Origin of the sequence: Sorangium sp. So ce185 (genome assembly GCF_051526825.1) — a bacterium.
Classification (GTDB): domain Bacteria; phylum Myxococcota_A; class Polyangia; order Polyangiales; family Polyangiaceae; genus Sorangium; species Sorangium cellulosum_D.
Window position 1 is genome coordinate 2,955,461 of sequence record NZ_CP150316.1, and the last position, 24,826, is coordinate 2,980,286.

At 69.7% G+C, this 24,826-nt stretch carries 22 protein-coding genes; 19 read left to right on the forward strand and 3 right to left on the reverse strand.

Annotation, left to right across the window (positions count from 1 at the left end; all coding sequences use genetic code 11):
* Nucleotides 1-262: 262 nt before the first annotated feature.
* Both WMF26_RS11025 and WMF26_RS11030 read left to right on the forward strand, forming a co-directional pair.
* Nucleotides 263-478: a hypothetical protein gene (locus tag WMF26_RS11025; protein WP_437337084.1), complete on the forward strand. Its 216-nt coding sequence runs from the start codon at nt 263-265 to the stop codon at nt 476-478.
* A gap of 413 nt (nt 479-891) precedes the next feature.
* On the forward strand, nt 892-1,470 hold the full coding sequence (locus WMF26_RS11030; RefSeq protein ID WP_438000270.1) for a hypothetical protein: 579 nt from the start codon (nt 892-894) through the stop codon (nt 1,468-1,470).
* A 73-nt stretch (nt 1,471-1,543) separates the two neighbouring features.
* Here WMF26_RS11030 and WMF26_RS11035 read toward each other — a convergent pair whose 3' ends face one another.
* Together WMF26_RS11035 and WMF26_RS11040 are read right to left on the reverse strand one after the other, a co-directional pair.
* On the reverse strand, nt 1,544-2,587 hold the full coding sequence (locus tag WMF26_RS11035; protein ID WP_438000271.1) for a hypothetical protein: 1,044 nt from the start codon (nt 2,585-2,587) through the stop codon (nt 1,544-1,546).
* Between the two features lie 34 nt (nt 2,588-2,621).
* Nucleotides 2,622-4,010 carry a hypothetical protein gene (locus WMF26_RS11040; protein ID WP_438000272.1) on the reverse strand — a complete coding sequence of 463 codons (1,389 nt, stop codon included), beginning with the start codon at nt 4,008-4,010 and terminating at the stop codon, nt 2,622-2,624.
* Between the two features lie 282 nt (nt 4,011-4,292).
* On the opposite strand from WMF26_RS11040, the gene WMF26_RS11045 reads away from it, so the two are divergent.
* From WMF26_RS11045 to WMF26_RS11115, 15 genes are all read left to right on the forward strand, one after another.
* On the forward strand, nt 4,293-5,402 hold the full coding sequence (locus tag WMF26_RS11045; protein ID WP_438000273.1) for a DUF444 family protein: 1,110 nt from the start codon (nt 4,293-4,295) through the stop codon (nt 5,400-5,402).
* A 6-nt stretch (nt 5,403-5,408) separates the two neighbouring features.
* Nucleotides 5,409-6,971, forward strand: coding sequence for a SpoVR family protein (locus WMF26_RS11050; RefSeq protein WP_061624954.1), 1,563 nt, complete (start codon nt 5,409-5,411; stop codon nt 6,969-6,971).
* Nucleotides 6,968-8,188 (forward strand): tetratricopeptide repeat protein, encoded by a 1,221-nt coding sequence (locus tag WMF26_RS11055; RefSeq protein ID WP_438000274.1) that lies wholly within the window; start codon nt 6,968-6,970, stop codon nt 8,186-8,188. Before WMF26_RS11050 ends, WMF26_RS11055 begins: the two co-directional genes overlap by 4 nt.
* Before the next feature lie 853 nt (nt 8,189-9,041).
* Nucleotides 9,042-9,617, forward strand: a complete 576-nt coding sequence (locus WMF26_RS11060; RefSeq protein WP_237245226.1) for a hypothetical protein — start codon at nt 9,042-9,044, stop codon at nt 9,615-9,617.
* Between the two features lie 55 nt (nt 9,618-9,672).
* Nucleotides 9,673-10,839 (forward strand): class I SAM-dependent methyltransferase, encoded by a 1,167-nt coding sequence (locus WMF26_RS11065; RefSeq protein ID WP_129574225.1) that lies wholly within the window; start codon nt 9,673-9,675, stop codon nt 10,837-10,839.
* A gap of 44 nt (nt 10,840-10,883) precedes the next feature.
* Complete coding sequence (locus tag WMF26_RS11070) at nt 10,884-13,280, forward strand: PP2C family protein-serine/threonine phosphatase (RefSeq protein ID WP_438000275.1); 2,397 nt, start codon at nt 10,884-10,886, stop codon at nt 13,278-13,280.
* A gap of 24 nt (nt 13,281-13,304) precedes the next feature.
* Complete coding sequence (locus WMF26_RS11075) at nt 13,305-14,222, forward strand: slr1658 superfamily regulator (RefSeq protein ID WP_012234413.1); 918 nt, start codon at nt 13,305-13,307, stop codon at nt 14,220-14,222.
* 75 nt (nt 14,223-14,297) lie between these two features.
* Nucleotides 14,298-15,260, forward strand: coding sequence for a SpoIIE family protein phosphatase (locus WMF26_RS11080; RefSeq protein ID WP_148314768.1), 963 nt, complete (start codon nt 14,298-14,300; stop codon nt 15,258-15,260).
* Complete coding sequence (locus WMF26_RS11085) at nt 15,260-15,751, forward strand: ATP-binding protein (RefSeq protein WP_236644532.1); 492 nt, start codon at nt 15,260-15,262, stop codon at nt 15,749-15,751. The genes WMF26_RS11080 and WMF26_RS11085 overlap by 1 nt, the downstream gene beginning before the upstream one ends.
* Nucleotides 15,752-15,785: 34 nt before the next feature.
* Nucleotides 15,786-16,196, forward strand: coding sequence for a hypothetical protein (locus WMF26_RS11090; RefSeq protein ID WP_020734190.1), 411 nt, complete (start codon nt 15,786-15,788; stop codon nt 16,194-16,196).
* A gap of 33 nt (nt 16,197-16,229) precedes the next feature.
* On the forward strand, nt 16,230-17,609 hold the full coding sequence (locus WMF26_RS11095) for an STAS domain-containing protein (protein ID WP_438000276.1): 1,380 nt from the start codon (nt 16,230-16,232) through the stop codon (nt 17,607-17,609).
* Nucleotides 17,610-17,917: 308 nt separating this feature from the next.
* Nucleotides 17,918-18,415, forward strand: coding sequence for a MarR family winged helix-turn-helix transcriptional regulator (locus tag WMF26_RS11100; RefSeq protein WP_437337091.1), 498 nt, complete (start codon nt 17,918-17,920; stop codon nt 18,413-18,415).
* Between the two features lie 16 nt (nt 18,416-18,431).
* Nucleotides 18,432-19,370, forward strand: coding sequence for a 3-keto-5-aminohexanoate cleavage protein (locus WMF26_RS11105; RefSeq protein WP_438000277.1), 939 nt, complete (start codon nt 18,432-18,434; stop codon nt 19,368-19,370).
* Nucleotides 19,367-20,152, forward strand: coding sequence for an enoyl-CoA hydratase/isomerase family protein (locus tag WMF26_RS11110; RefSeq protein WP_438000278.1), 786 nt, complete (start codon nt 19,367-19,369; stop codon nt 20,150-20,152). The genes WMF26_RS11105 and WMF26_RS11110 overlap by 4 nt, the downstream gene beginning before the upstream one ends.
* 144 nt (nt 20,153-20,296) lie before the next feature.
* Complete coding sequence (locus WMF26_RS11115) at nt 20,297-21,859, forward strand: acyl-CoA carboxylase subunit beta (protein ID WP_438002396.1); 1,563 nt, start codon at nt 20,297-20,299, stop codon at nt 21,857-21,859.
* A 36-nt stretch (nt 21,860-21,895) separates the two neighbouring features.
* On the opposite strand, the gene WMF26_RS11120 is transcribed toward WMF26_RS11115, so the two are convergent.
* A complete protein-coding gene (locus WMF26_RS11120) occupies nt 21,896-23,371 on the reverse strand; it encodes a hypothetical protein (RefSeq protein ID WP_438000279.1) in 1,476 nt (491 codons plus the stop codon).
* A gap of 123 nt (nt 23,372-23,494) precedes the next feature.
* On the opposite strand from WMF26_RS11120, the gene WMF26_RS11125 reads away from it, so the two are divergent.
* On the forward strand, nt 23,495-24,199 hold the full coding sequence (locus tag WMF26_RS11125) for a thiamine phosphate synthase (RefSeq protein WP_438000280.1): 705 nt from the start codon (nt 23,495-23,497) through the stop codon (nt 24,197-24,199).
* Entirely contained in the window at nt 24,196-24,801 is a 606-nt protein-coding gene (locus tag WMF26_RS11130) for a hypothetical protein (RefSeq protein WP_438000281.1), read from the forward strand. Before WMF26_RS11125 ends, WMF26_RS11130 begins: the two co-directional genes overlap by 4 nt.
* Nucleotides 24,802-24,826 lie beyond the last annotated feature (25 nt).

Sequence of the window (24,826 nt, forward strand, 5' to 3'; positions counted from 1 at the left end):
GCATGGTCCGGGGATCCTGCTAGGATGAATCTCGGCCGCAGTGCGGCGCCACATCCGAGCCTGGGTCGCTGGTTTTCGGCTCGCCCGAAGGAGCATTCCTACGATGGTCCAGCATCGCCCTACGCCAGCGGCTGCAGGTCGGACCATCGAGCGCAGGCCTCGCGAGGGCGGCCGCGCGCCGCGATCGATCGGGGCAGCGCACGGCATCGGGCGCACGGAGGCGCTTCCGCCGCAGAGCGAGATGGGGGGTATGTGCGGAGCGATGGAGGACGATGAAGTTCAGGTCTGTCCTGCGTCCGTGCCGCCGTCCTCGCGCCGGTACCTCATCGGCCGGCGCGGGGACGTGGGCTGTCCGCTCTGCGCGAGGCGCGCGCGGGGCGAGGCGACCCTCCCGGGCCTCGGCGGGACGTCGTACCACTTCCTGACCGCCACCTGGGTCGTCCTCATGGTCGGCGATCCGGCGTCGTCGCAGTCCTGATCAGCACCGCGGGATGGGGGCAGCCCTGCTCCGCCGGGATAGGGCAGCCCTGCTCCGCCGGGATGCGGCAGCCTGGGCGGGCACCGCTCCGAGAGCGACAGCGCTGGGCGGGATTCGCTCGGATTGGCATCCTGCCGGTCGGCAGGACTCGGCCAGGGCCGCTGGATGGGCAGCCCCGGGCAGGCATCGCTGTGGATGGGAACAACGCGGGCGGGCGCTCCGCGGCGAGCGGCGCGCCCGGCGTCGAGGCTCAGCTGGCCTGGGTCCGCCTTCCGGCGGTCGCGCGCTTCTGGCCGGCCCGTTGCGCGCGCGGCTGCGTCGCCCTCGTGCGCCGCGCGCCACCGCGCCCGGTGGACGGCGTCTGCCTCGCCGCGCCGCCACGCTGCGGCGCTGCCCGCTTGGCGCCTGCCGCCTTGCGCGCCGTCTTCTGCCCGCCGGCCGCCGCCGGCCCGGTCGCGCCCCGGCCGCGCCCCGCCGTACCGCCGGCGGCGGCCCGCTTCCGCGTCGTGGCCGCCTTCTTCGCGGCGGCGCTCCGCGGCCGGCTCGTCTGGCCGGCGGCCGTCTTCCTCGCCGCGCTGCCCGCCCGCTGCTTCGGCCCGGCCTTCGCCCCCGCCGAGGTGCTCCGCGCCGTGCCCGGCCGCGCGGCGGCGCCTGCTCCCGCCTTGCGCGACCCCTTCCTGGCCTGGGTCGCGCGCCGGGTCGGGCTCGCGGCCTTCCTCGCGCCGCCGGCCGCGGCCCTGGTCCGCCTGCCCGACGCCGTCCGACCGGCCTCGCCCTGGGACGTCGCAGGCGAAGGCTGCTCGCGCTCGCCGCTCCCGACCCGCTTTCTCTGCTTGGACGTATCCTTTGCTGTCTCGCCTCTCGGCATAGAGCCCTCCCCCGAGCTCTCTCGACATGAGCTCGCTCGTGGCCTCATGGTGCCACAGCCTTTCCTCTTTCCCGGTCGGAAAGTCGGCGGGAAGGACCGGAATCGAAATCAGGATCTGCTGTAGCCCACCCCGGCGGAGGCGCCTATTGCGCGTCAGGCCGGCGGCAGATCGGCGCCGCAAACCCGCTCGGAAGCGCTCAGAAATCCCAGTCGAAGCCGACGCGGGCGCCGCCCTTGAGGTTCCACTGGGCGGGGCGCCGGTGGGTCTCGAGCACGTGCTCGACCGCGATGCCGAGGCCGGCCCACGGCATGATGCCCCGCATCCGCAGCGAGGAGACGCCGACCAGCGCGCCGGCGCGCAGCCCCGGGCTCACGCGGAGGTCGTCCTGGGTGAAGTACGCGAGCGACGCGAGCTCGCCTTCGTAGTGCCAGGTGCGGGCGTGGTACCGCAGCACCATCGGCAGCGCGGCGACGAAGCTGATGGGGAAGCGCGTCTTCGTCTCGGTCTGCTCGAACTGCGCCGTGCCGCCGAACTCGCCGCCGGCCAGGAACGTCCAGCGCTCGTCGATCCCGCGGCCGAGCAGCAGCCGCGCCGAGCCGCCGGCGCCGGGGAGGACCCTGCCGCCGGCGCCCTCGAGCACCGCGATGCCGCCCCCCTCCAGGTTGAGCGTGGTCCGGTAAGCGTCGGTCTCGCGCCCCCGGAAGGCCGGCGAGGGGCGGAGCCAGAACGGACACTCGGCCGGCGCATCGCCGGCGCCGATCGCGCGGCGCATCGCCTCGGCGAGGAGCGCGCGCACCCGCGTGGCGAACAGGAGATCCGCGACCTCGTCGAGGTCTTCTCCGCGACGCCGGAACGCCTCCTCGACGGGACCGCCGAGCTCGACGATCCGGAGGTCGAGCGCCGCGAGCGCGGCGGCGCGCGTCTCCGCCGTCGCCGAGCACACGCTCATCAGCGCCGGCGACATGATCTCGTCGATCTCGTACCGGTCGATCGTCCAGCCGAGCGACTGCTGCACCTCGACCATCTTCTCGAGATCGGCGAGCAGGCCGACCACCGCGAGATCGCGCGGCGCGGCCTCGGCGACGGGCGCGGCGGCGAGGGACGTCACGAGCAGCGCGGCGATGACGCGCGCCGCGAGCCGCGCGGCGACGACGTGCGCCTCGAGCCGCGCGGCGACGACGCGCGTCGCGCCCCGCGCCGCGACCGCCGTGCCCCACGCCAGCGCGGACACCCTTCCCAACGCGCCCCGCACGATCGCCCCGCGCATCGCCGCGTCAGAAGCAGGTGCCGCCGCCGCAGCTCCTGCCCACGCAGAGCAGCAGCCGGAACGTCTCCGGGCTGTTCATGCACTCGAACCCGCAGACCGCGGAGTCGTTCCCCGCGTCGAGGCAGCCGAAGAAGCACGCCACGTCCTCGGCGCACGCGGCGCTGGCGAGGCACTGGTTGAGCTGCGCGCAGCAGCCCTCGGCCACGCAGCCCCCGCACTCGGTCCCGTCCGACGGGCAGGCGGGCCCGCCGCAGAGGCCGTTCTGGCAGTTGTCGTTGCAGCACTCGCCCGAGTCCGCGCAGGGCCGCCCGTCGGGCCTGCACTCGGTCACGCACCCGAGGGCCGGATCGCAGGCGCCGCTGCAGCAGCTCTCCGCCGAGCCGCAGCTCGCCCCGTTCGGCAGGCAGCCGACGCAGGCGCCGTCGAAGCAGCTCCCGCTGCAGCACGAGGCGTCGGCCGCGCACCCGCCGCCCTCCGGCGTGCACGGCGTCCGGCAGACGCCGTCCTCGCACGCGCCGCTGCAGCACGCCGCGTCGGACGCGCAGCGGCTGCCGTCTTGGGCGCATTCGCCGCAGGTCAGCCCGCAGAGCCTGGTCACCTCGCGGACGCAGATCTCGTCCCAGCTGGCGTCGCAGCAGAACGAGTCGAACCGGCAGATCTCCGCCACGCAGCCGCCGCACTCAGCCGCGAGCGGCGCGCCGATCGCGCAGGGCCCGTGCGAGCAGGAAACGCCCCCGCAGACGCCCTCGTCACAGACGCCGGAGCAGCACGCGTCCGCCGAGCCGCACATCTCCCCGTCCGGGCTGCAGCCGCCGCAGACGCCCGCGTTGCAGCGCCCGGAACAGCAGTCCGCGCCCGTGTTGCAGCCGAAGCCGTCGGGCGAGCACGCGAGGCCGCAGGCGCCGCCGCGGCAGACGCCGCTGCAGCACGCGTCGCCGCCCTCGCAGAGCGCGCCGTTCGGGATGCACGGCGCGCGGCAAGCGCCCTCCTCGCAGCGGAGCGAGCAGCACTGCCCCGCGAAGCTGCACGCGCTCCCGCTCGGGAAGCAGCCCTGTCCGCACGCTCCGCCCGTGCAGACACCGGTACAGCACTGCGCCGCGCTCTGGCACGGCGCCCCGTCGACCGAGCAGCCCTGGCCGCAGAGCCCCTCGGTGCACACCCCGGTGCAGCAGTCGCCCGGGGCGGCGCACGGCGCGCCGTCCTGCGCGCAGCTGCCGCCGCCGCAGATCCCGCGCGCGCACGCGGCGCTGCAGCAGTCCGCCGCGCCCTCGCAGGGGAGCCCGTCCTCCCGGCACACCGGCGCGTCCGGCCGTGCGTCGGGGGCGCCCCCTGCGTCCGCGAGCTCGGGCAGGCCGACGAGCTGCTCGCGGGAGCCGCAGCCGAGGGCCAGCGCCATGAGGACCACAAAGAGAAGGACCGGCGCTCGGGAAGGCACGGTCCCGAGGCTATCACGGGTGCAGTTCACGACGGGCGGGCGTGACGGTGGGGGAAGCGGCGGGGAACCGTGGGGGGAGGGCGCAGGGAAGGCGCGGGGAGGGCGCGGTGGGGGGCCGGAGCGGCGGGGGCGCGAACGCCGGGGCAGGGGGCCGTCGGGGATGGGACGACGACGGCGCGGGAGACCTCGGCGGCCCGCCGAACGTTCGGACCCGGGGCCGCTTCCGATGCTACACTCGCCAGCGTGTCGTTGAAGATCGACCAGGATCACGGGCGCTTCCGTCAGATCGTTCGCGGCCGCATCCGCGAGAACCTGCGCAAGTACATCTCGCAGGGCGAGCTCATCGGGCGAAAGGGAAAGGACCTCGTCTCGATTCCGATTCCTCAGATCGACATCCCGCGCTTCCGCTTCGGCGACAAGCAGCGCGGCGGCGTGGGGCAGGGCGACGGCAACCCCGGCGATCCCGTGGGGGGCTCGGACGACAAGCAGCCCGGGCAGGGGCAGGCGGGCAGCGGCGAGGGCGACCACATCCTCGAGGTCGACGTCACGCTCGAGGAGCTCGCCAGCATCCTCGGCGAGGAGCTCGAGCTGCCCGACATCCAGGACAAGGGCAAGAGCAAGATCTCGAACGCCCACGACCGCTACTCGGGCATCCGCCGGGTCGGCCCGGAGTCGCTGCGCCACTTCAAGCGGACGTACCGCGAGGCGCTCAAGCGGATGATCTCGAGCGGGACGTTCCGCCCGACGGCGCCGGTCGTCGTCCCGATCCCGGACGACAAGCGGTACCGCTCGTGGAAGACGATCACCGAGCCCGTCGCGAACGCGGTCATCATCTACATGATGGACGTCTCCGGCTCGATGGGCGACGAGCAGAAGGAGATCGTGCGCATCGAGTCGTTCTGGATCGATGCGTGGCTCACGCGCCAGTACAAGGGCCTGGAGTCGCGCTTCATCATCCACGACGCCATCGCCCGCGAGGTCGATCGGGACACGTTCTTCCACACGCGCGAGTCCGGCGGCACGATGATCTCGAGCGCCTACAAGCTCTGCTCTCAGATCATCGACAACGACTACCCGCCGGACGAGTGGAACATCTATCCGTTCCACTTCTCCGACGGCGACAACTGGTCGATGGACGACACCCTCTCCTGCGTGGACGTGCTCAAGACCCAGATCCTGCCGAGGGTCAACATGTTCGCCTACGGGCAGGTCGAGAGCCCGTACGGCTCGGGCCAGTTCATCAAGGATCTGAAGGAGCACTTCTCGCAGGACGACCGCGTCGTGGTGAGCGAGATCAGGGACAAGGACGCCATCGTGGGCAGCATCAAGGACTTCCTGGGGAAGGGGAAATAGGGCGGCATGAGCAAGTTCGCGCTGAACACCGCGCTCCCCCGGTACCTGCGCACCGAGAAGGAGCGCATCGAGAAGATCGCCAGGGACTACGGCCTCGACTTCTTCCCTGTCGTCTTCGAGATGCTGACGTACGACCAGATGAACGAGATCGCCGCGTACGGCGGCTTCCCGAGCCGCTACCCGCACTGGCGGTTCGGCATGGAGTACGAGCAGCTCTCGAAGAGCTACGAGTACGGCCTCTCGAAGATCTACGAGATGGTCATCAACAACAACCCCTCGTACGCCTACCTGCTCGAGGGCAACTCGCTCACCGACCAGAAGCTCGTGATGGCGCACGTGTTCGGGCACGTCGACTTCTTCAAGAACAACTTCTGCTTCCGGTCCACCGACCTCGACCAGCGCGGCCCGATCCTCGACCCCGTGCGCAGGAGCGACTCCTACGACCCGGATCGCAAGTGGATCGACAAGATGGCGAACCACGGCGCCCGCGTGTCGCGCCACATCGAGCGTCACGGCATCAACAAGGTCGAGGCGTTCGTCGACCACTGCCTCTCGCTCGAGAACCTCATCGACCCGTGGGCCCCGTTCACCGGCCGCCCGGCGCCCAAGGAGGAAGAGGATCCCTCGGAGGAGCCGATGGACACGTACAAGCTCCGGGCCAAGGAGTACATGGACTCCTTCATCAACCCGGAGGAGATCCTCGCGGCGCAGAAGAAGAAGCGGCAGGAGCAGAAGAAGCCGGAGCGCAAGGTGCCGGAGCGCCCGGAGCGCGACGTGCTCAAGTTCCTGCTCGACCACGCGCCGCTCGATCGGTGGGAGCGCGACGTGCTCGAGATCATCCGCGAGGAGGCCTACTACTTCGTGCCGCAGCGCCAGACGAAGATCATGAACGAGGGCTGGGCCTCGTACTGGCACTCGAAGATGATGACCGAGAAGGTCCTCGATGCGTCGGAGATCATCGACTACGCCGAGAACAACGCCGGCGTCATGGCGACGGCGCCGGGGCGGTTCAACCCCTACAAGGTCGGCGTGGAGCTCTATCGCTACATCGAGGATCGGTGGAACAAGGGGCGCTTCGGCCGCGAGTGGGAGGAGTGCACCGACCTCGACGCGAAGCGCACCTGGGACATGCGGCTCGGCCTCGGCCGCGAGAAGATCTTCCAGGTGCGCGCGCTCTACAACGACGTGACCTTCATCGACGAGTTCCTGACGCCGGAGTTCGTGATCGACCAGAAGATGTACACGTTCGGCTTCTCCGGCCGGAACGACCGGTTCGAGATCGAGAGCCGCGAGTTCAAGGAGGTGAAGGAGAAGCTCCTCTTCCAGCTCACGAACTTCGGCGATCCCTACATCCGCGTCGTCGACGCCAACTACGGCAACCGCGGGGAGCTCCTGCTCGAGCACGTGCACGGCGGCTTCGACCTGCGCGCCGACTACGCGCGCGAGACGCTCGTGGCGCTCGTCCGCTGCTGGAAGCGGCCGGTCGGCGTGGCGACGAAGATGGATAACAAGCCTGTGCTGCTCCGCTACGACGGCAAGGAGCACGCGATGACCCCGTACAAGCTGTGAGCTCCTGCGGCTCGATCCGCGGGCTCGCCGTCCTCGTCGCGCTCGCCGGCTGCGCGGGCGCGCCGGCCGACGCGCCCGCGCGATCGGCCCCGCACGCCCCGCCGGCGATGCCGCCCGCGCCCGCCGCGCCCGCCGCGCCTCCCGCGGCGAGCGGGGCGGCGGCGGCGAACGGCGCGGCCGCGGGCGCGGCGGAGCCTCAGGCGACCGGCTCGGGCGTCCCGCTCGACGCGCCGTCCACCAGCGAGGGCGCGCCGGCGAGCCCTCCTCCGCGCGTCGCGCGCGGCACCGGCACGCCGGCGGACAGGAAGCTCGAGGAGGGCGACGCCGCCTACGCGAGCGGCGATTTCGCCGCCGCGGAGAGGGCCTATCGCGCGGCCGCGCTGCTCGACAGGCGAGACCCCGCGCCGATCGTGGGGACCCAGCGCGCGGCGATCGCCAGGGCGGGGGTGTCCTCCGAGTACAACGGGGCGCCGGGCGACAAGACGCTCCTGGCCGCGATTCCCGAGCTCAAGCGCGCGGTGAAGCTCGATCCGGAGCACGCGCCGGCGCACCTCGAGCTCGGCCGCGCCCTCCTCGTCCTCGGCCGCGCCGACGCGGCGCTCGGCGAGCTCGCGCGGGCCGCGGAGCTCGCCCCGAGCGACCCCGAGGCCCGCTCCGCGCTCGGCGTCGCTCACCTCGCGCTCGGCCACCTGCAGGACGCCGTCCGCGAGCTCGCGCGATCCGCCGAGCTCGCCCCCGGCGACGCCGAGCGGCAGGCGAACCTCGGAACGGCGCTGCTCGCGGCGGGGAAGACGGCCGACGCGATCCGCGCTTACGAGCGCGCCGCGAGGCTCTCGCCGGCCGACGCGCGGCTGCAAAACGATCTCGGGACGGCGCTGCTCGCCGCCAACGATCCGGCGCGCGCCGTGCCGTACCTCGAGGCGGCCGTGGCCCGCGACCCCGCGCGCGCCACGTACCGATCGAACCTCGGGTATGCGTACCACCTCCGCGGCGACCTGCCCAAGGCGACCGCGCTCTACCGCGAGGCGCTGCGGCTCGACGACAAGCTCGGCAGCGCGTGGATCAACCTGGGCAACGCGCTCGCGCAGTCGGGCCAGCTGAAGGAAGCGCGCGCGGCGTACGAGAAGGCGCGCGCGGTGGACCCCGCGGATCCGCGGGTGAAGGCCGTGATCGACGAGCTCGACGCGATCGAGCGGCGCGGCGCCGCGCCGCGGTGACAGCCGCGAATCCGGCGCTGCCGCCCGGGCGCGTGTCAAGCGCAATCGTCGCCCGGCGCGACGCCCCGCCCGACCGCAGCCTCAAGCGCTCGGCGACGTGGGCGGAGAGAGCGAGTTGGCGGGCCAAGCGAGCTCACGGCTCGCGCGGGCCCGCGGCCGCCAGCGCGCGCGCGGGCGCCGGGCCCGGAGCGCGCGCCCGAGGCGTACGTCGCTGTGAAATCACCCGCCGGAGAGGGTCACTCGCCCCCGCGCGCCGCGCCCGCCTGCACTGGGTAGGTCGCCCCACCGAGCTCCGCACAGTTCCGTAGCGACTCGCGACCACACGCCATGAGTGATCTCCGCAGTGGCGGGCGCGGCATGAAAGTGTTGACAGGACCGACGCGCTTTCGATTACCTCCCTTGAAGGTGTTCTCGAGGGCTTCGATGATCGCAGGCGCCGCCTGCCAGGGTCCGCAAGCGACGCGCGGCGCGGCGAATTCTCCGTCGTCGCTGCACGGCGCGCGCGCGCCGATCTGTGGACAATTCGGCCGGCGAGCGCCCGCGCCGCGGGCCGGCCACCGGGCGTCGCGCCCGAGCAACAGCGCACGTCGCGGTCCGGACCTCAGCGGGCGCACGCGAAGAATACCTTTCTCTACCTGCACGGAATATCAGCAGCGAATAAATGTGATCTGTACCACATTATCGTTTCGATCCTGTGGCAATCCGGGCACCTCCAAGGCAGTCCTCGTCAGCGCTGTGCTCGTCCGAGTCCACCATGGCGACCTCGAGCGGGAGCGCGACGCACTCGACGCGGCACCCAGACTCCAGGTACTCTGCGTCCTGCCTCCTCTCGCAAACCAACCCCGAGGCCTTGATGTCCGTTTCGAAGCCGACCGATGTAGCCCCGACGCTGCGACCACCGCCGGTCATGGCGCCGAGCGGCATGATCATCTCAGCCAACTTCTCGGTCACTGGCTTCAGCAAGCGCTGGAGCCACTGCCATCAGATGGCGAACTTCCTCGCGCGGTACGCGAGCGCAAACGAGGACGACCCGGAGCGCTACGCGACGCTGCTCTCGACCTTCTTCAACGAGCTGCTTGAAGCCATTTATCGCAATCACGCTCCGTCGGGCGACATCATCATCACCTTCCAGAGGAACAACGGTCGCATCAGCGTGACGGCCGAGGTGCCCGCCAGCAGCGAGAACGTGGCGTTCTACAAGCACGCCGTCCAGCTGCTCAACCAGCCAGATCCGATGGCCTGGTACCGAGAGCAGCTCGAGCACGACGTGCCCGACAACGATGTTACGACTCTAGGTCTGCTAGAGCTCGCTGTAGTCTACGGTTCGACGCTAAGCCTTACTGAACCCAAGAACGGGACCTCGCTGACATTGAACATCGAGCTGCCGTTTACTGAGGTAGATGAAAATGAGTGCTTCAATCTACCCTGAGAACGCCGTCCCGCCCTCGTCCTCATCGGGGAGCCTTCCGTCATGGCGCTCGTCGGTGACCTTCAACATGCGGGTCGACCAGGACGATCAGGAGGTGGCCCTCGCCGGCATGCTCCGGCCGTTCGTGGGCGACCAGATGCGGGCGATCCGAGGGACGCTGGAGACCGCCGCGAAGAACGCGACAGGCGAGCTCACCCTCGACTTCAAGCGCCTCAAGTACATGAACAACGTCGCCTTCCTCGAGATCAACCGGTTCGTCCGGTGGGCCGTGGAAGAGCGGCCCAACCTCAAGATCCGCCTCATCATCTCGAGCGTCATCCCCTGGGCGATGCGGAAGTTCCAGGTGATGGAGGAGCTCTATCCGAACGTCTCGGTGGAGGTCTACGACAAGGCGCTCTATCCGATCCAGAGCGTGATCGAGGACGAGGATTTCGTCAGGGTCCTCAGGACCCAGGAGAAGATCGTCTATAACCACGAGCGCAAGCTCCTCCACCGGCACGGCCTCCGGCCGGGCATGAAGGTCGCCGACATCGGCTGCGGGCTCGGGGACTTCGCGGTGCGGCTCAACGCGGAGTACAAGCCGGAGTACGTCACGGCGGTCGACCACTCCAGGGCGTTCTTGAAGCACGCCCAGGCGCACGCGAGGAGCCTCGGGATCGAGAACATCGAGTATCAGTACGGCGACGCCGCCGCGCTCCTCATCCCCGACGACTCCTTCGATTTCGTGTCCTGCCGGCTCGCCATCCAGGTCTTCCACATGCCGGACCAGCTGATGAAGGAGCTCTGCCGGATCTGCAAGCCCGGCGGCCGCGTCTACATCACGAACGAGATGCTCGCGTGCGTGACCGGCTATCCGGATCAGGACCTCATCCGCATGGGGTACCGGCGCTACCTCGAGCTGAGCCGGATGGTCGGGATGGACTTCGACATCGGCGTGAGGACCCGCGAACTGCTCGCGAACGCGGGGCTCGAGGACATCCGCAGCGATCTCATCGACATCAACAACATGAACACCGACCCGAACAACTTCGCGAAGGTCGTGGAGAGCTGGATCAAGTTCTGCGGCGACGTCGCTGCTTCGGCGAACGCCGATCCGGTGATCTTCGAGGAGATTGGCATCGGGCTCAGGGCCCACGTCTCTGCCATCCTCAGCGACAAGGGGTACGCGAACTGGCCGATACTCGCCGGCTCCGGGCGCAAGCCAGAACGGCTGATGCGATAGCGTGAGTGAACTGGAGAGGCCGATGAGGCGCCGCGAGCCGACCTATGGAAGCTAAGGAGCGCAAGAAGTTTTCGATCGTTCAGTGGATCGTCGAGAGGTCCTCCGGGCGCTTCCGTACGAAGTTCATGCTCGTGGCGTCGTTCGGCGTCCTCATCGCTCTTGCGTCGAGCGCGGGCACGGCCCTCTACAACGTCACGCGGCTGGAGCAGGAGGCCAGCGCCGAGGTCTACGGCGGGCTGGCTCGGGCGAACGACGAGTACCTCGAGAACTACATCGAGACGACGGCGCTCCGCCTCGACCTCCTGTTCGAGCAGACGTTCTCCGAGCTCCGGATGACGGCGTCGATACTCCAGACGCTGATCGACAACCCGGACGCCGCGGAGGCCATAGGCACTCTCCCCGACAAATCGTCCTTCTTCAAGGACGATTTCGAGGTCGATCCGAACGGGAAGTGGACCCAGAACAAGCCGGGCGAGCAGTCCGTCATGAGCGTGTGGCACTACATGCTCGAGAAGGACGGCTCGATCAAGCCGGAGATCCTGAAGGACGTCAAGAAGAACGCGATCTTCGACCTGTTCGCCCCGGCCATCGTCAAGAACGGGAGCGAGAAGCTCCAGGTCTACTACGTGGGGCCGAAGGAAAAGCCCATCATGCGTCTGACGCCCTGGCTCGAGATGGCGCAGACGTTCGACAGGCTCTACCCCGGGCACACGGACAAGAACTTCTGGGACTCCTTCTTCCCGGGCATCTACGAGGGATGGCAGCGCTGGCTCAAGGACCCGAGCAGCAAGCCCGTCCCGAAGACCGACGTCACCGGCTATCCGCCCTACATCGACGCGGCGACCGGCGGCAACATCGTCACGTTCTTCAACCCCCTCTGGACGAAGGACCGGACGGACTGCGCCGGGGCGGTCGCGATCGACATCACGCTGGATCAGGCGGTGGCCCTCATCCGGCACGTGCACATCAAGTCCTCGGGCTTCGCGTTCATGTCGATGTCCGACACGAACGTCCTCGCGATCAACAGCGAGGGGGAGAAGGTCCTCGGGATCGGGACGCGGGACGGGCAGAACGAGGGCGTGAAGGAGGTCAAGCGCCTCCTCAGCCAGAGCCAGTTCCCCGAGGTCGCCAAGATCGCGATGCCGTCGAGCGAGAAGCCGGTGTTCCACCGGGTCTCGATCCAGCGGGCGCCGGGCGAGCCGGCCACGCCCTACGTCATCGTCCTGCGGCGCCTGCCCGGGATGAACTTCTACCGGGGCGAGAAGCCCATCGGGATGGAGTACTGGGTGCTCGGGTTCGTGGTGCCCGAGTCCGAGCTCTTCTCCACGGTGCACACGGCCCAGCGCGCCATCCAGTCGACGGCGGGGAACATCCTCGGCCAGCAGATCATCGTCGTCGTGCTGAGCCTGTTCGCCGTGCTCGTGGGCATCGCCTGGGTCGCGCGGAGGATCACGGCCAACCTCGTCGATCTCTCCGAGGCGGCGCACCGGCTGATGAACAAGGACTACTCGATGAGGGTCAACATCGACAGCCAGGACGAGATCGGGCGGCTCGGGATGACCTTCAACGCGATGGCGTCCGACATCGAGCGGTACACGACGAACCTGGAGGAGCTCGTCAGCGAGCGGACGATGGCCCTCGAGAAGGCGAACGAGGAGATCAGCGAGCTGAACGCGAAGCTCGCGCAGGAGAACATCCGCCTCGGCGCCGAGCTGAACGTCGCGCGCCAGCTCCAGCTGATGGTGCTCCCGGCGCCGAGCGAGCTCCAGGAGATCCCCGGCCTCGACATCGCCGGCTACATGGCCCCGGCCGACGAGGTCGGCGGCGACTACTACGACGTGCTCCGGAGCGACGGGCTCGTGAAGATCGGCATCGGCGACGTCACCGGCCACGGGCTGGAGAGCGGCGTGCTCATGCTGATGGTGCAGACGGCCGTCCGGACGCTGCTCGCGAGCAACGAGCGGGATCCGAAGAAGTTCCTGAGCATCGTCAACAAGGTCATCTACCAGAACATCCAGCGCATCCGCTCGGACAAGAACCTGTCGTTGACCCTGCTCGACTACAGCGACGGCCAGCTCCAGCTCACCGGCCAGCACGAGGACCTGATCATCGTCCGGAAGGACGGCACCCTCGATCGCGTCGAGACAATGGGGCTCGGCTTGCCGATCGGCATCGATCTGGATATCAGCGACTTCATCGGCAGCATCGAGGTGCAGCTCGAGCCCGGGGACGTCGTGACGCTGTTCAGCGACGGCATCACCGAGGCGGAGGACTCTTCAGAAGAGCAATACGGCATCGACCGGCTGTGTCAGGTGATCTCGCGCAATCACGAAAGGACCTCGAGGGAGATCAAGGACGCTATCATCGAGGACGTCTTGGCGCACGTAGGCTACAACAAAATCCATGATGACATTACGGTACTTGTCATTAAGAGGGTATGAGCAAGGGGGAGACTGGGCATTACCATGAGCGAAATCATCGGCGTCTACTCTTTAGACGATTCGTTCAGCGAGCACATGTCGCTGACGTTGTACCCCGACTCGTTCGCGGTGAGATGGAGCCTGTGTAACCTGACGGCGAATTTCATGGCCGAGTACTTCGGGGAGCTCTTCCCGGAGATCGACGGCGAGGACAGGCTCATCAGCCGAGACGAGGTCTCAGGCGCCATCGGTTACGTTCTGAACGAGCTGGTTGAGAACGCCGTCAAGTTCAATCAGCACGGTGATATCACCGTGACCGTCGGCATCGGGCGTGAGGACCTGGTGTGCCTCGTCAGCAACCAGATCACGAACGCGGCCGTCCCGTCGCTTCGGGAGAAGCTCCTCGAGCTCACGCAGGAGGACCCGGGGGAGCTCCTGCGGCGGCAGGCGGAGGCGAACGCCGAAGACGCAGAGAACGCCGGGTCGGGGCTCGGCTATCTCATCATCATGAATGATTACGGTGTCAGTCTTGGGTGGAAGCTCGATCCGATCTCGGTGAACAGCTTCAGCATCAAGACGATGGCCAGGATTCCTATTTTGAACGAAAGGTCGAGAATGGAAATCAAAGGTGGCAACTACCGGGTTTGGTACGATCCCTCTGAGGTTGTGGTGTACCTGGAGGGCATCCTTCGTCTTGGCGGCACGACCGAGTACGCCCCGATCGAGGAGCTGCTCGACAAGGTCCTGGCCACGAACCCTCCCACCATCACGCTCGACGTCAGGGCGCTGAACTTCCTGAACAGCTCGGGGATCAACGTCCTCTACAAGTTCGCCATCGCCACCCGGAAGAAGGGAGAGCTCCAGCTCATCGTCCGCGGCTCGAAGTCCATCCCGTGGCAGGGGAAGTCGCTGCCCAACCTCAAGAAGTTCAACCAGAACTTCGAGATGATACTCTGTGATTGAGATCGGATGGGATCTTCCGTCCAACCCGAATCGCGTCCAGGTCGAGCCATGACTGCACCTAAGGACATCAGCTCGATGCACTCCAGAGGCTTCATACAGAAGCAGAGCAATCTGGATGCCATCAGGGCGATCGTGAAGGAGCGGCAAGCGTGGAACACTCTCCTGCGCGACGAGGGGAATTTCACAGACTTCATGGAGCGCTGCAGCGCACTCTTGGAGTACGTCGATAAGCTGAAGCTCGACTTCGACGACCTCTCCCTGGTGCACGAGGCGATCCTGGAGCACGCGACCAGCATCGAGAACGAGCTAGAAGGGTACAACCGGGCCATCGACGACGACCTCGCGGTGGCGCGGCAGGTCCAGCGCGCCCTGCTGCCGGAGGCGAGCGGGCCCATCGCCTCGGCGTTCGACATGGCCATCTTCCACAAGCAGCTAGCGCAGGTGGGAGGGGACTATTACGACTTCTTCTATCTCCCCGGCGAGCGCCACGCGATCGGTGTTTACGATATCTCGGGTCACGGAGTATCGTCGGCGCTCATCATGGCGTTTCTGAAGGCTCAGTTCGCCCACGCCACCAAGCGCCTCGACAGCCCCGGGGCGATCGTGGATTGGGTGAACCGGAGCGCTTACTCGTTCCTCCGGGAGGTTCGCCGGTACGCGACGGTGAACTTCGTCATGTTTACGGACCGATTCCTCCGCTACGTCTCGGGCGGAGGGTACGGGCTCCTGGTCCGTCGGGGTACGCCTCGCTCGTTCAACCGGGTGAGCAACTTCATCGGTCTGCGCATCAAGCCGTTTCACGAGTTCGAGCTGCCGTTCGAGGAGGACGACGTCCTCGCCTTGTACACAGACGGGATGTTCGAGGCGCAGGACGCGAGCGGGGAGATATATTCCGTGCAACGTCTCAACGAAATCGTCGTCAAGCACAGCGAGGAGCCGGTGCAGGTCATCCTCGACCGGTGCATCGAGGACTACACGCGGTTCCGAGTGGCGGACGCCGACGACATCACACTGATCATCCTGCGAAGGTGCGCCTGATGAAGCCCGAGAAGAATCATTCGCAGACGTCGGTCGGTGCATCGATATATATATCTCCGATCGATCACATCACGGGCGACGTGGCCGGCCTGCTTGCGAACTTTCTGGATGCGCTCCTGGTGAGGTTCTATCCCAGACGGATCTGCCAGAAGGTCAACGTGGTCGTCACCGAGCTGGTCACCAACGTGATCCAGCACGGGACCGAGCGTGACAGCGAGGTACGACTCGATCTGAGCATCGATCCCGACCGGCTACTCATCAAGGTATCCAACCGCGTTACGCCGGAAGAGTACCGTACCGTCAAGGCGGTATTCGACGAGATCTTCGCCGCGGAGGACCCGAGGGAGCTCTTCGCCAGGACGGTGCGCGAGCGGCGCAACGACCGGCGGAGGGGCGGCCTCGGCCTCATTCGGCTGACCGCTGAGAACAAATTCCATCTCTCGACGCAGTACGTCGATGGAATTCTCGTCGTCCAGGCTACTTTCCCTTGAAAAGGCTCCGTATGTTTTCCACGAAAGGTCGCGTATGAAGGCTCTCAGCTATGGAGAAATCACGGATGGCGGGCTGAGCGTCTTTCAGTCGGTCGCCCGGCTCGATGACGACAACCGCCTCGTCTTGACCTTCGAGGGCGCTATCCGGATCGACAACCCGTACCGGTACCTGTCCAGCTACCTCGACGAGCTGGCGCGAGTCCTGCCGCAGCATCCGATCACGTCCACGGTGATGGACTTCGTGAAGATGCGGTTCTGCAACTCGAACGGCTTCTACGTCATCATGGACATCGTGGACGCCGTGTACAACCTGGTGCCCGGGCGGGTGACGGTGCGGCGGATCCTCGACGACGACTGGCAGCACGAGACCCTGCCGATCCTGCTCAACCTGAACGAGGAGCACGTGGCGGCGCGGACGACGTTCGAGGATGTCAAAGAGCCGTAAGCGTGGGGTGGGGGCTCGGTAAGGCGACCGGCGATGGACGCACCTGCGAACGAAGCGGACGTAGCGAGGTTCTTCGCTGTCTGTCCCGATCCGCTCTGCGTTCTGCGGATCGACGGATCGTTCCTCCGCGTGAGCGGCGCCTGGGAGAGCACGCTGGGCCTCGGGGCCGAGGAGCTGGTCGGCCGGAACCTGCTCGATCTCGTGCACCAGGACGACCTCGCCGCGACGCGGGAGCAGCTGGCGCGGCTCCGGGAGGGGCCGGTCACGCTCGGGATGGAGAACCGGTGCAGGAGCAGGAGCGGCCTCTACGTATGGCTGTCCTGGTCGATGCTGTCGGTGCCCGGCGAGGGGCTCGTCTACGCCTGGGCGCGCAACGTGGGCAAGCAGAAGCGCGTCGAGCGGGCGCTGATGCAGCGGATCGAGACCAAGATGCTGGTCGCGTCGATCTCGGCCCATTTCATCAACGTGAAGCTCGCGGACATCGACCGCGGCTTTCAGCTGGCGCTCGCGGAGCTCGGCAAGGCGCTGCGCGCCGATCGGACGAGCCTGTTCTTGCTCTCGGAGGACGGGCGGCGGTTCCTGAACACGCACGAGTGGTGCGCCGAAGGGGTCCCGTCGCTGCTCGCGGAGCGGGCCGTCGTCTCCAAGGACGTGTATCCGTGGCTCGTCGACAGGCTGTGCCGCCTCGAGGTGTGCGACGTGCCGCGCGTGGCCGACCTGCCGGATGAGGCAGAGAGCGAGCGGCGAGCGTTCACGGAGCTGGGGATCGCCTCGTTCGTGCGGATGCCCGCGGCGTACGCGGGCCGGCTCGTGGGGGTCGTGGGGATCGACGCGGTGCGCTCGATCCGGGCGTGGGACAAGAGCGTGCGGGCGCTGCTCCAGGTCGTCGGGGAGATGTTCGCGATCACGCTGGAGCGCATGCGCGCCGAGGAGTCGCTGCGCGCGGTGGTCGAGCAGCAGGAGTCGCTGCGCGCGGTGATCGAGCGGCAGGAGTCCGCGATCGAGACGCTGTCGACGCCGATCATCCAGGTCTGGAACAGCGTGCTCGTGCTGCCGCTCGTGGGGAGCATCGATCGGCACCGGGCCACCGAGATCACGGAGAAGCTGCTGCGCACGATCGTCGAGACGAAGTCGCGGTATGCGATCGTCGAGGTGACGGGGGTCGAAGAGGTCGACTCCACGACGGCGCAGCACCTCATCAGCATGCTGCAGACGATCGAGCTGCTCGGCGCGCAAGGCGTGGTGGCCGGCGTGCAGCCCCAGGTGGCGCAGACGGCGTCGTCGCTCGGGATCGATCTCTCGTCGGTCCAGGTGCACCGCGACCTCCAGGAGGCGCTGCGGTGGTGCATCCGGGAGATCCGGGCGGAAGGGCGGCGAGGGAAGCGGGGGCGGCAGGGGCGCAGCGGCCGGTAGCGGGTCGCAGGGCGCAGGGCGCAGGGCGCAGGGTGATCCGAGCTGCCCGGCCCCCGGAGAGGGAGCTCGTGGCGCGGCGCCGGGAGGACCGAACTCGCCTGGGACAACGCGCCCCGGCGGCGTGCGCTGCACGCCGGGGACGCATCGTCACCAGGCTCAGACACCGGTCCTCCCGGCGCCGCGCCACGAGCTCCCTCCCCGGGGGCCTGCGGTCCGGGCGCAGATGCGTCCGCTCGGTACGCGCGTGGCGTGTGAGGACGCGCGCTTGACGCGACCTTCGGGAGCGAATATTTCGTACACGAAGCATCGTGACCGCGACCCTGCCCCCGCCAGAGAGGCCGGAGATCGACGCCATCGTGGAGATGATCATCTATCTCTACACGGAGTCGCGCCGGCTCACGAAGGGCATGGCGAGCGGGTTCGGCCTCACCGGACCACAGCTCACCATCCTCAAGCTGCTCGAGTCGTTTCAAGATCTGTCGCTGTCCACGCTGTCGGAGCGGATCCGGGCGCAGAACAGCACCGTGACGGGGATCGTCGACCGCATGGAGAGGGAAGGGCTCGTCCGGCGCGAGCGCTCGAAGGCCGACCGGCGGGTCGTGCACATCCGGCTCAGCGAGAAAGGGGCGCGGCTCGCCCGCGAGATCCAGGTCGAGCCGATGGAGATCTTCCGGAGCGCGCTCCTCGGCCTGAGCTCGACCGATCTGCGCGACTTGCTCCGGATCCTGACGAAGCTGCAGAGACAGGTGGTCGCCCGGGTCGCGCAGAGCGGACCGAAGAAGGGCGACGGCGGCGACAGGACGTGAAAGGGAGGCAGGGGGCATGAGAGAGAAGCCGACGTTCACCGGGGAACCGCGGAAGCCGAACGAGCGAGACCCCGATGTCTGCGTGGTGACCTGCGCGCTGTCCGGGGTGCTCGCGAACCGCAAGCAGTGCCCCGCGATCCCGTACACGCCGGTCGAGATCGCCGAGGAGGCGAAGCGGGCCTACGACGCGGGGGCGGCGGCGGTGCACATCCACGCGCGCAACGACGACGGGTCGCCGACGTTCTCCCCGGCCGTGTTCGCGAAGATCAAGGAAGAGGTGCGGCGGCGCTGCCCGGTGATCCTGAACTTCTCGACGGGCACGATCCTCGAGGACGTCAGCGAGCAGTGCGCGGCCATCCGCGAGAGCCGGCCGGAGATCGCGGCCCTCAACATGGGCACCATGAACTACTCGAAGTACTCGCGCGCGCGGAAGAGCTTCGACTTCGACATGGTGTTTCCCAACACGTACGCGAAGATCGGCAAGCTCCTCACCGCCATGAACGAGGCCGGGACGAAGCCCGAGCTCGAGTGCTTCGACACCGGGCACACCCACGGCGTGTGGCCGCTCGTCGACATGGGCCTGCTCAAGCCGCCGCTGCAGTTCTCGTTCATCGTCAACGTGCTGGGCGGCATCCCGGCGCACGTGGAGTCGCTCCAGCTCCAGACCAAGATCATGCCGCCCGGCTCGGAGTGGGAGGTGATCGGCATCAGCCACGGGCAGTGGCGGATGCTGGCGGCGGCGCTCGTGCTCGGCGGCAACGTGCGGTGCGGGCTCGAGGACCACTTCTACCTGCCGAGCGGCGAGATGGCGCGCAGCAACGGCGAGCTGTGCGAGGTGGCCGTGCGCATGGTGCGCGACGTCGGGCGCAGGCCGGCCACGGTCGAGGAAGCCCGGCAGATCCTGGGGCTGCGCGGCGACGGCGCGGGCGGTCCGGCGGCGGGGGCGGCCTCGTGACGGGCGGCGCGACCGCGGTCGTCCAGGTCGCCTCCGCGGGGGGCGTCCTCCGGCTCACGCTGAACAACCCGGGGCGCAAGAACGCGATCGGGCCGGCGATGGTGAACGAGCTGCTCCACGCCCTCGAGGCCGGCATGGCCGACGAGGCGGTGCGCTGCGTGGTCCTGACCGGCGCGGGCGACGCGTTCTGCGCCGGCGGCGACTTCGCGCAGCTCACCGGCGCCGAGGGGGCGCCGGCGCCCGCGCCGAAGGGCGACTACGCGGACCTGCTGCTCGCCATGGCGAACTCGAGCAAGCCGATCGTGGCGCGGGTGAACGGGCACGCGCTGGGCGGCGGGCTCGGGCTCGTCGCGGCGTCGCACTTCGCGATCGCCGCCCGCGGCGCGAAGCTCGGGACGCCGGAGATCAATGTGGGCCTGTTCCCGATGATGATCATGGCGGTGCTCCAGCGGCACGTGAGCCGCCGCAGGCTGCTGGAGATGATGCTGCTCGGGCAGCGCCTCGACGCCGACGAGGCCGCGCAGTGCGGGCTCCTGAGCAGGGTGGTCGAGCCGGGCGCGCTCGACGCCGCGGTCGACGAGGTGACCCGGGCGATCGCGGCGAAGAGCCCGATCGCGGTGCGGCTCGGCCTGGAGGCGTTCGCGGCGCAGGACGATCTCGACCTGGAGTCGGCGCTGCCGCTGCTGCGCGAGCGGCTCGCGGGCTGCCTCGCGACCGACGACGCGCGCGAGGGGCTCATGGCCTTCCTGGAGAAGCGGCAGCCCCGCTGGTCGGGCAGGTAGGCGCCGGGGGGCGCGTGGGTGCTTTGCGGGGGACGGGAGGGCGCCGCAGGCCGCGGCGCTCGCTGGCTCTCGGTTGAGGCGGCCCCGCTCGCCGCGCGGCGCGCGACGGCGAGCGGGGCGCGCAGGATGAGGTGGCCCGTGAACATGCGAGAGCTCGTGAAGGACCTCGAGGCCCGCCGGGAGCAGGTGCGGCGGATGGGCGGCGAGGAGCGGGTGGCGAAGCAGCACGCCCGCGGGAAGATGACGGCGCGGGAGCGGCTCGCGGCGTTCTTCGACGACGGCGTGTGCTTCGAGGTCGGGATGCACGGCACGCAGATGGGGCTCGCGGCCGGGCCGGACGGGAAGGACCGGCCGCCGGCCGACGCGGTGGTGTGCGCGTTCGGCAAGGTCGACGGGCGGATGGTGTGCGCGGCGGCGTACGACTTCACCGTGAAGGGCGGCAGCATCGGGCAGACGGGCGAGGAGAAGGTGACCCGGCTGCGGCAGATGGCGCTCCGCGGGCGCTGGCCGATGGTGTGGTTCATCGACTCGGGCGGGGCGCGCATCGATCCCGGCTCGATGCACCCGGACAGCATCTCGCTGTTCGCCGGCTCGGGGCACCTGTTCCGCGAGCAGGTGCACATGAGCGGCGTGGTGCCGCAGGTCGCCGCCATGGTGGGGCCGGGCGCCGCGGGCACCGCGTACATCCCGGGGCTCGCGGACTTCGTGCCGATGGTCAAGGACGTCGGCTCGATGGCGCTCGGCGGCCCCCCGCTCGTGCGCGCGATGACGGGCGAGGACATCTCCGAGCAGGAGCTCGGCGGCAGCAAGGTGCACGCGACGAAGAGCGGCGTCGGCGACGCGGAGTACGCGAACGACGCCGAGTGCATCGCCGCGGTGAAGCGGTACCTGTCGTTCTTCCCGTCGAGCTGCGACGAGGAGCCGCCGCGCCTGCCGGTGACGGATCCCGTCGAGCGGCGGGAGGAGTCGCTGCTCGACCTCCTGCCGGAGAGCCCGCGGCGCGCCTACGACATGCTGAAGCTGATCGACGCGATCGTGGATCACGGCGAGCGGTTCGACCTGAAGCCGCGGTGGGCGCGCTCGATCATCACGTGCCTCGCGCGCATCGGCGGCCAGCCGGTCGGCATCGTGGCGAACCAGCCGACCCAGATGGGCGGCATCCTCGACGTGGACGCGTCCGACAAGGCCGCGCGCTTCATGCAGATCTGCGACGCGTTCAACGTCCCGCTCGTGTTCCTGCAGGACGTGCCGGGCTTCATGATCGGCTCGAAGGTCGAGCACGAGGGGATCATCCGCCACGGGGCGAAGATGCTGCACGTCATGGCCGCGGCCACCGTGCCGAAGATCACGGTGGTCGTGCGCAAGGCGTACGGCGCCGGCTATTACGTGATGTGCGGGCGCGCGTACGAGCCGGACCTCATCGTCGGCTGGCCGACCGCGGAGATCAGCGTGATGGGGCCGGAGGGGATGCTCGGGATCGCGGCGAAGAAGCTGTTCGGGGACGCGCCGCCGCCGCCCGAGGTGAAGCAGGGGATGATCGAGGCGCTCCAGAAGAACATCGACGTGATGAAGGTCGCCGGGTGGGGGCTCATCGACGACGTGATCGATCCTCGGGACACGCGCCGGGCGATCGCGTGGGGGCTCGAGCTCGCGCGGAAGAAGCGGGTGGAGCGGCCGGAGAAGAAGCGGGGGATCATCCCCGTGTAGCGCGGGGATCGGCCGCGCCCCGCGCGGCGAGCCGCCTCAAGGCCGCTCGCCGTCCTCCTGCTCCGCCGCCTCGCCCTCCTCGGGCTTCGGCGTCGGCACGGCCCGGGGCGCGGTCGCGTAGAACGGCTCCGGCGCGCTCTTCACGCGGAGGAGCGTCGAGCTCCTGGCGCGGACGACGGCGGTGTACGCGTCCAGGCCGAGCGCTGTGCCCGGCTCGTTCGCGTGCAGCGTGGCCCTGACCTGGTAGAGACCCTCGCGGGCGAAGGTGTTGTCGGGGCAGACCTCCCGCAGGAGGAGCGAGAGGTCGACCGACGCGCCGGGCTTTAGCGTCCTGAACATGTCGCGCGGGATCGCCCCCGTCGGCGCGGACGCCTCGCACACCGTCGTGCCGTTCGGTCCGACGACGAGGAACGCGAGCATCCGCGACCGGATGGCCACGGTCATGGGGCGCCTGCCGGCGTTCTTCGCGCTGACCCGGACGACGATCGAGCGGGGGCTCGCCGCGTCGGACCAGGGCTCGCTCGTGAGCTCCAGGCGAGGCGCGTTCGCGTCCACGATCGGCTCGCCCGGCGCGCCCGCAGCGACTTGAATCGGCTTGTCGGCCGGGGGCTGCGGCGTCTTGTCGGCCGACGGCTGCGGCGCCTTGTCGGCCGACGGCTGCGGCGTCTTGTCGGCCGACGGCTGCGGCGTCGTGTCGGCCGACGGCTGCGCCTCATGGTCTGCCGCCGAGGGGGGCTCGGCGTCGCCCGCGCCGTCCGCGGCGGCCTCCTTGCGGGGCAGGCCGTAGCTCAGCACGACGGTGGGCGCCGCCAGCCCGGGCGCCGGGGCGAACGCCGGCGGATCGTCGGTCGACTCCGCGGCGAACGGCGGCGAGGGCGCCTTTCTCGACCACTTGGGCGGCGGGCCCCAGCCGTACCACGCCCTCACCACCGCGCCGCCGGCGAGCGCGGCTTCGTCCTTGCCGAAGCAGAGCAGGCGCGGATCGAAATGCTCCACGTACGACTGCCCGGGCGCGAGCAGGAGCGCGCGCCGCTCGGGAAACCCGCTCGGCTTGAGCCCCACGGGGGCGGCGCAGCGGGTCGTCTTCTTCGTGCGCTTGTTCAGCGTGTCGATCTCGAAGCGCAGCAGGCGCACGTCCGCCGGGATGCGCATCGGGCGCTCCCCTTCGTTGTCGATCCGCAGCGTCCACGGCCCCTTGGGGGACGGCGCGACGAGCCAGACGCGCGCCGGCGCCGGCGGAGGGGGCGGGGGCTCGGTCGCCTTCTTCTTCGCGCCCGCCCTCGGCGCGGCCGCGCTCGTCTTCGACGCCGCGGCCTTGGCCCCGCCAGGCGGGGCGGCGGCGTCGGCCTTCGGGCCGTCGGCCGGCGCGGCGGAGCTCGGCTTCTCCCCCTGCTGCGCGGGGCCCGGCTTCTCCTCCGCGAGCGCAGGGCTCGACGCGAGCCCCAGGACGGCCACGGCGGCCGAGGCGGCCGACGGGAACAGACAGGCGATCCGGACGAGACGTGTGCGCATGGAGGATCCGTTCGGGAGCGAACGCTTCCGCTTTCTTTCCGGGGGCGTCAACCTTAGCGTAGCCGGCGAGCCCGGCCTCCCTCGGGGGCGCCCGGGCGCTCTCCCATCGCTCGAAGCGTGGTCATGCGCGGTCTGTACGCCATCGTCGACACCGATTCGCTCGAGCGCCGCGGGCTCGATCCGGCGGCGTTCGCCGAGGCCGTCCTCGACGCTCGCCCCGGGGCCCTCCAGCTGCGCGACAAGCGCGGCGGGGCCGCGCGCACGCTCTCGCTCCTCCGCGCGATCCAGCCGCTCGCGGCGCGCGCGGGCGTGCCGCTGTACGCGAACGACCGGGCCGATCTCGCGGTGCTCGCGCGTTGCGACGGCGTGCACGTCGGCCAGGACGATCTCCCGGTGCCCGCGGTGCACCGGCTCGCGCAGCGCGCCGGCGTCCGGCTGCGCGTCGGGCTCTCCACCCACACGCCCGCGCAGATCGAGGCCGCGCTGCGCGAATCGAGCGAGCACCTCGATTACATCGCGATCGGGCCGATCTTCTCGACGTCGAGCAAGGAGCGCCCCGACGCCGTGGTCGGCCTCGAGGGGCTCGCGTCGCTGCGCGCCATGGTCGAGCGGGCGCGGCCGGGGCTGCCGGTCGTGGCGATCGGCGGCATCTCGCTGGAGCGGGCGCGCGACGTGGGCCCGCTCTGCTCCGCCGCGTCGATCATCGCCGCGCTGCTGCCGGCGCCGGGCGCGCCGACGTCGCGCGCCCTCGAGGAGGTGAGCGCGCGGGCGCGGGCGCTCAAGGACGCCCTCGCGGCCGCGGCGCCGCCCGGCGCGGGCGCGCGATGAGCCTCACGCTGCTCGCGGCGGCCGCCGCGGCGGTGGCCGCCACCGTGGGCTACATGGCGGCGCGCCGCGAGCGGGAGGCGCTGTGGGAGGACCGCGACGAGGACGAGCGCGCCGCGCCCGCGGCGTCCCCCGAGGACGCGGTGTGGGACGAGCTGCCGTTCGCCCTCGGCGACGTGGTCCTGGCCGGGAGCGAGGAGCGCTGGCTGTCGGGCGCGATCGTGGCGCGCGAGCGGGGCGAGATCGTCGCCGCGGTGTTCCTCGCGCCGGAGGGCGCGACGCAGCGGGCGGTGGTGGCCTTCCCCGCGCCGCGGCGCGAGATCCTGTGGCTCGCGCCCGCGGCGGCAGACTCGCCCGACGAGCCGCCGGCGACGCTCGAGATCGCGGGCATGACCCTGCGGCGGCGCGCGCGGCTGCCGGCGGCGCTGGAGCGCCTGGGGCAGGGCGCGCCCTCGCTGGGCGAGGCGGGGATCATCGCCCTGTACGAGGGCGGCGGGCACGACGCGGCCGTGGTGCTCGCGAGCGAGGGGCGCATCCACGCCTGGGTCGGGCGGCGCGTCGAGGAGGGCGGGTACGAGCGGCTCGGCGGCGGCGGCGAGGGCTGACGCGGCCTGCGTCGCCTTGCCGAGC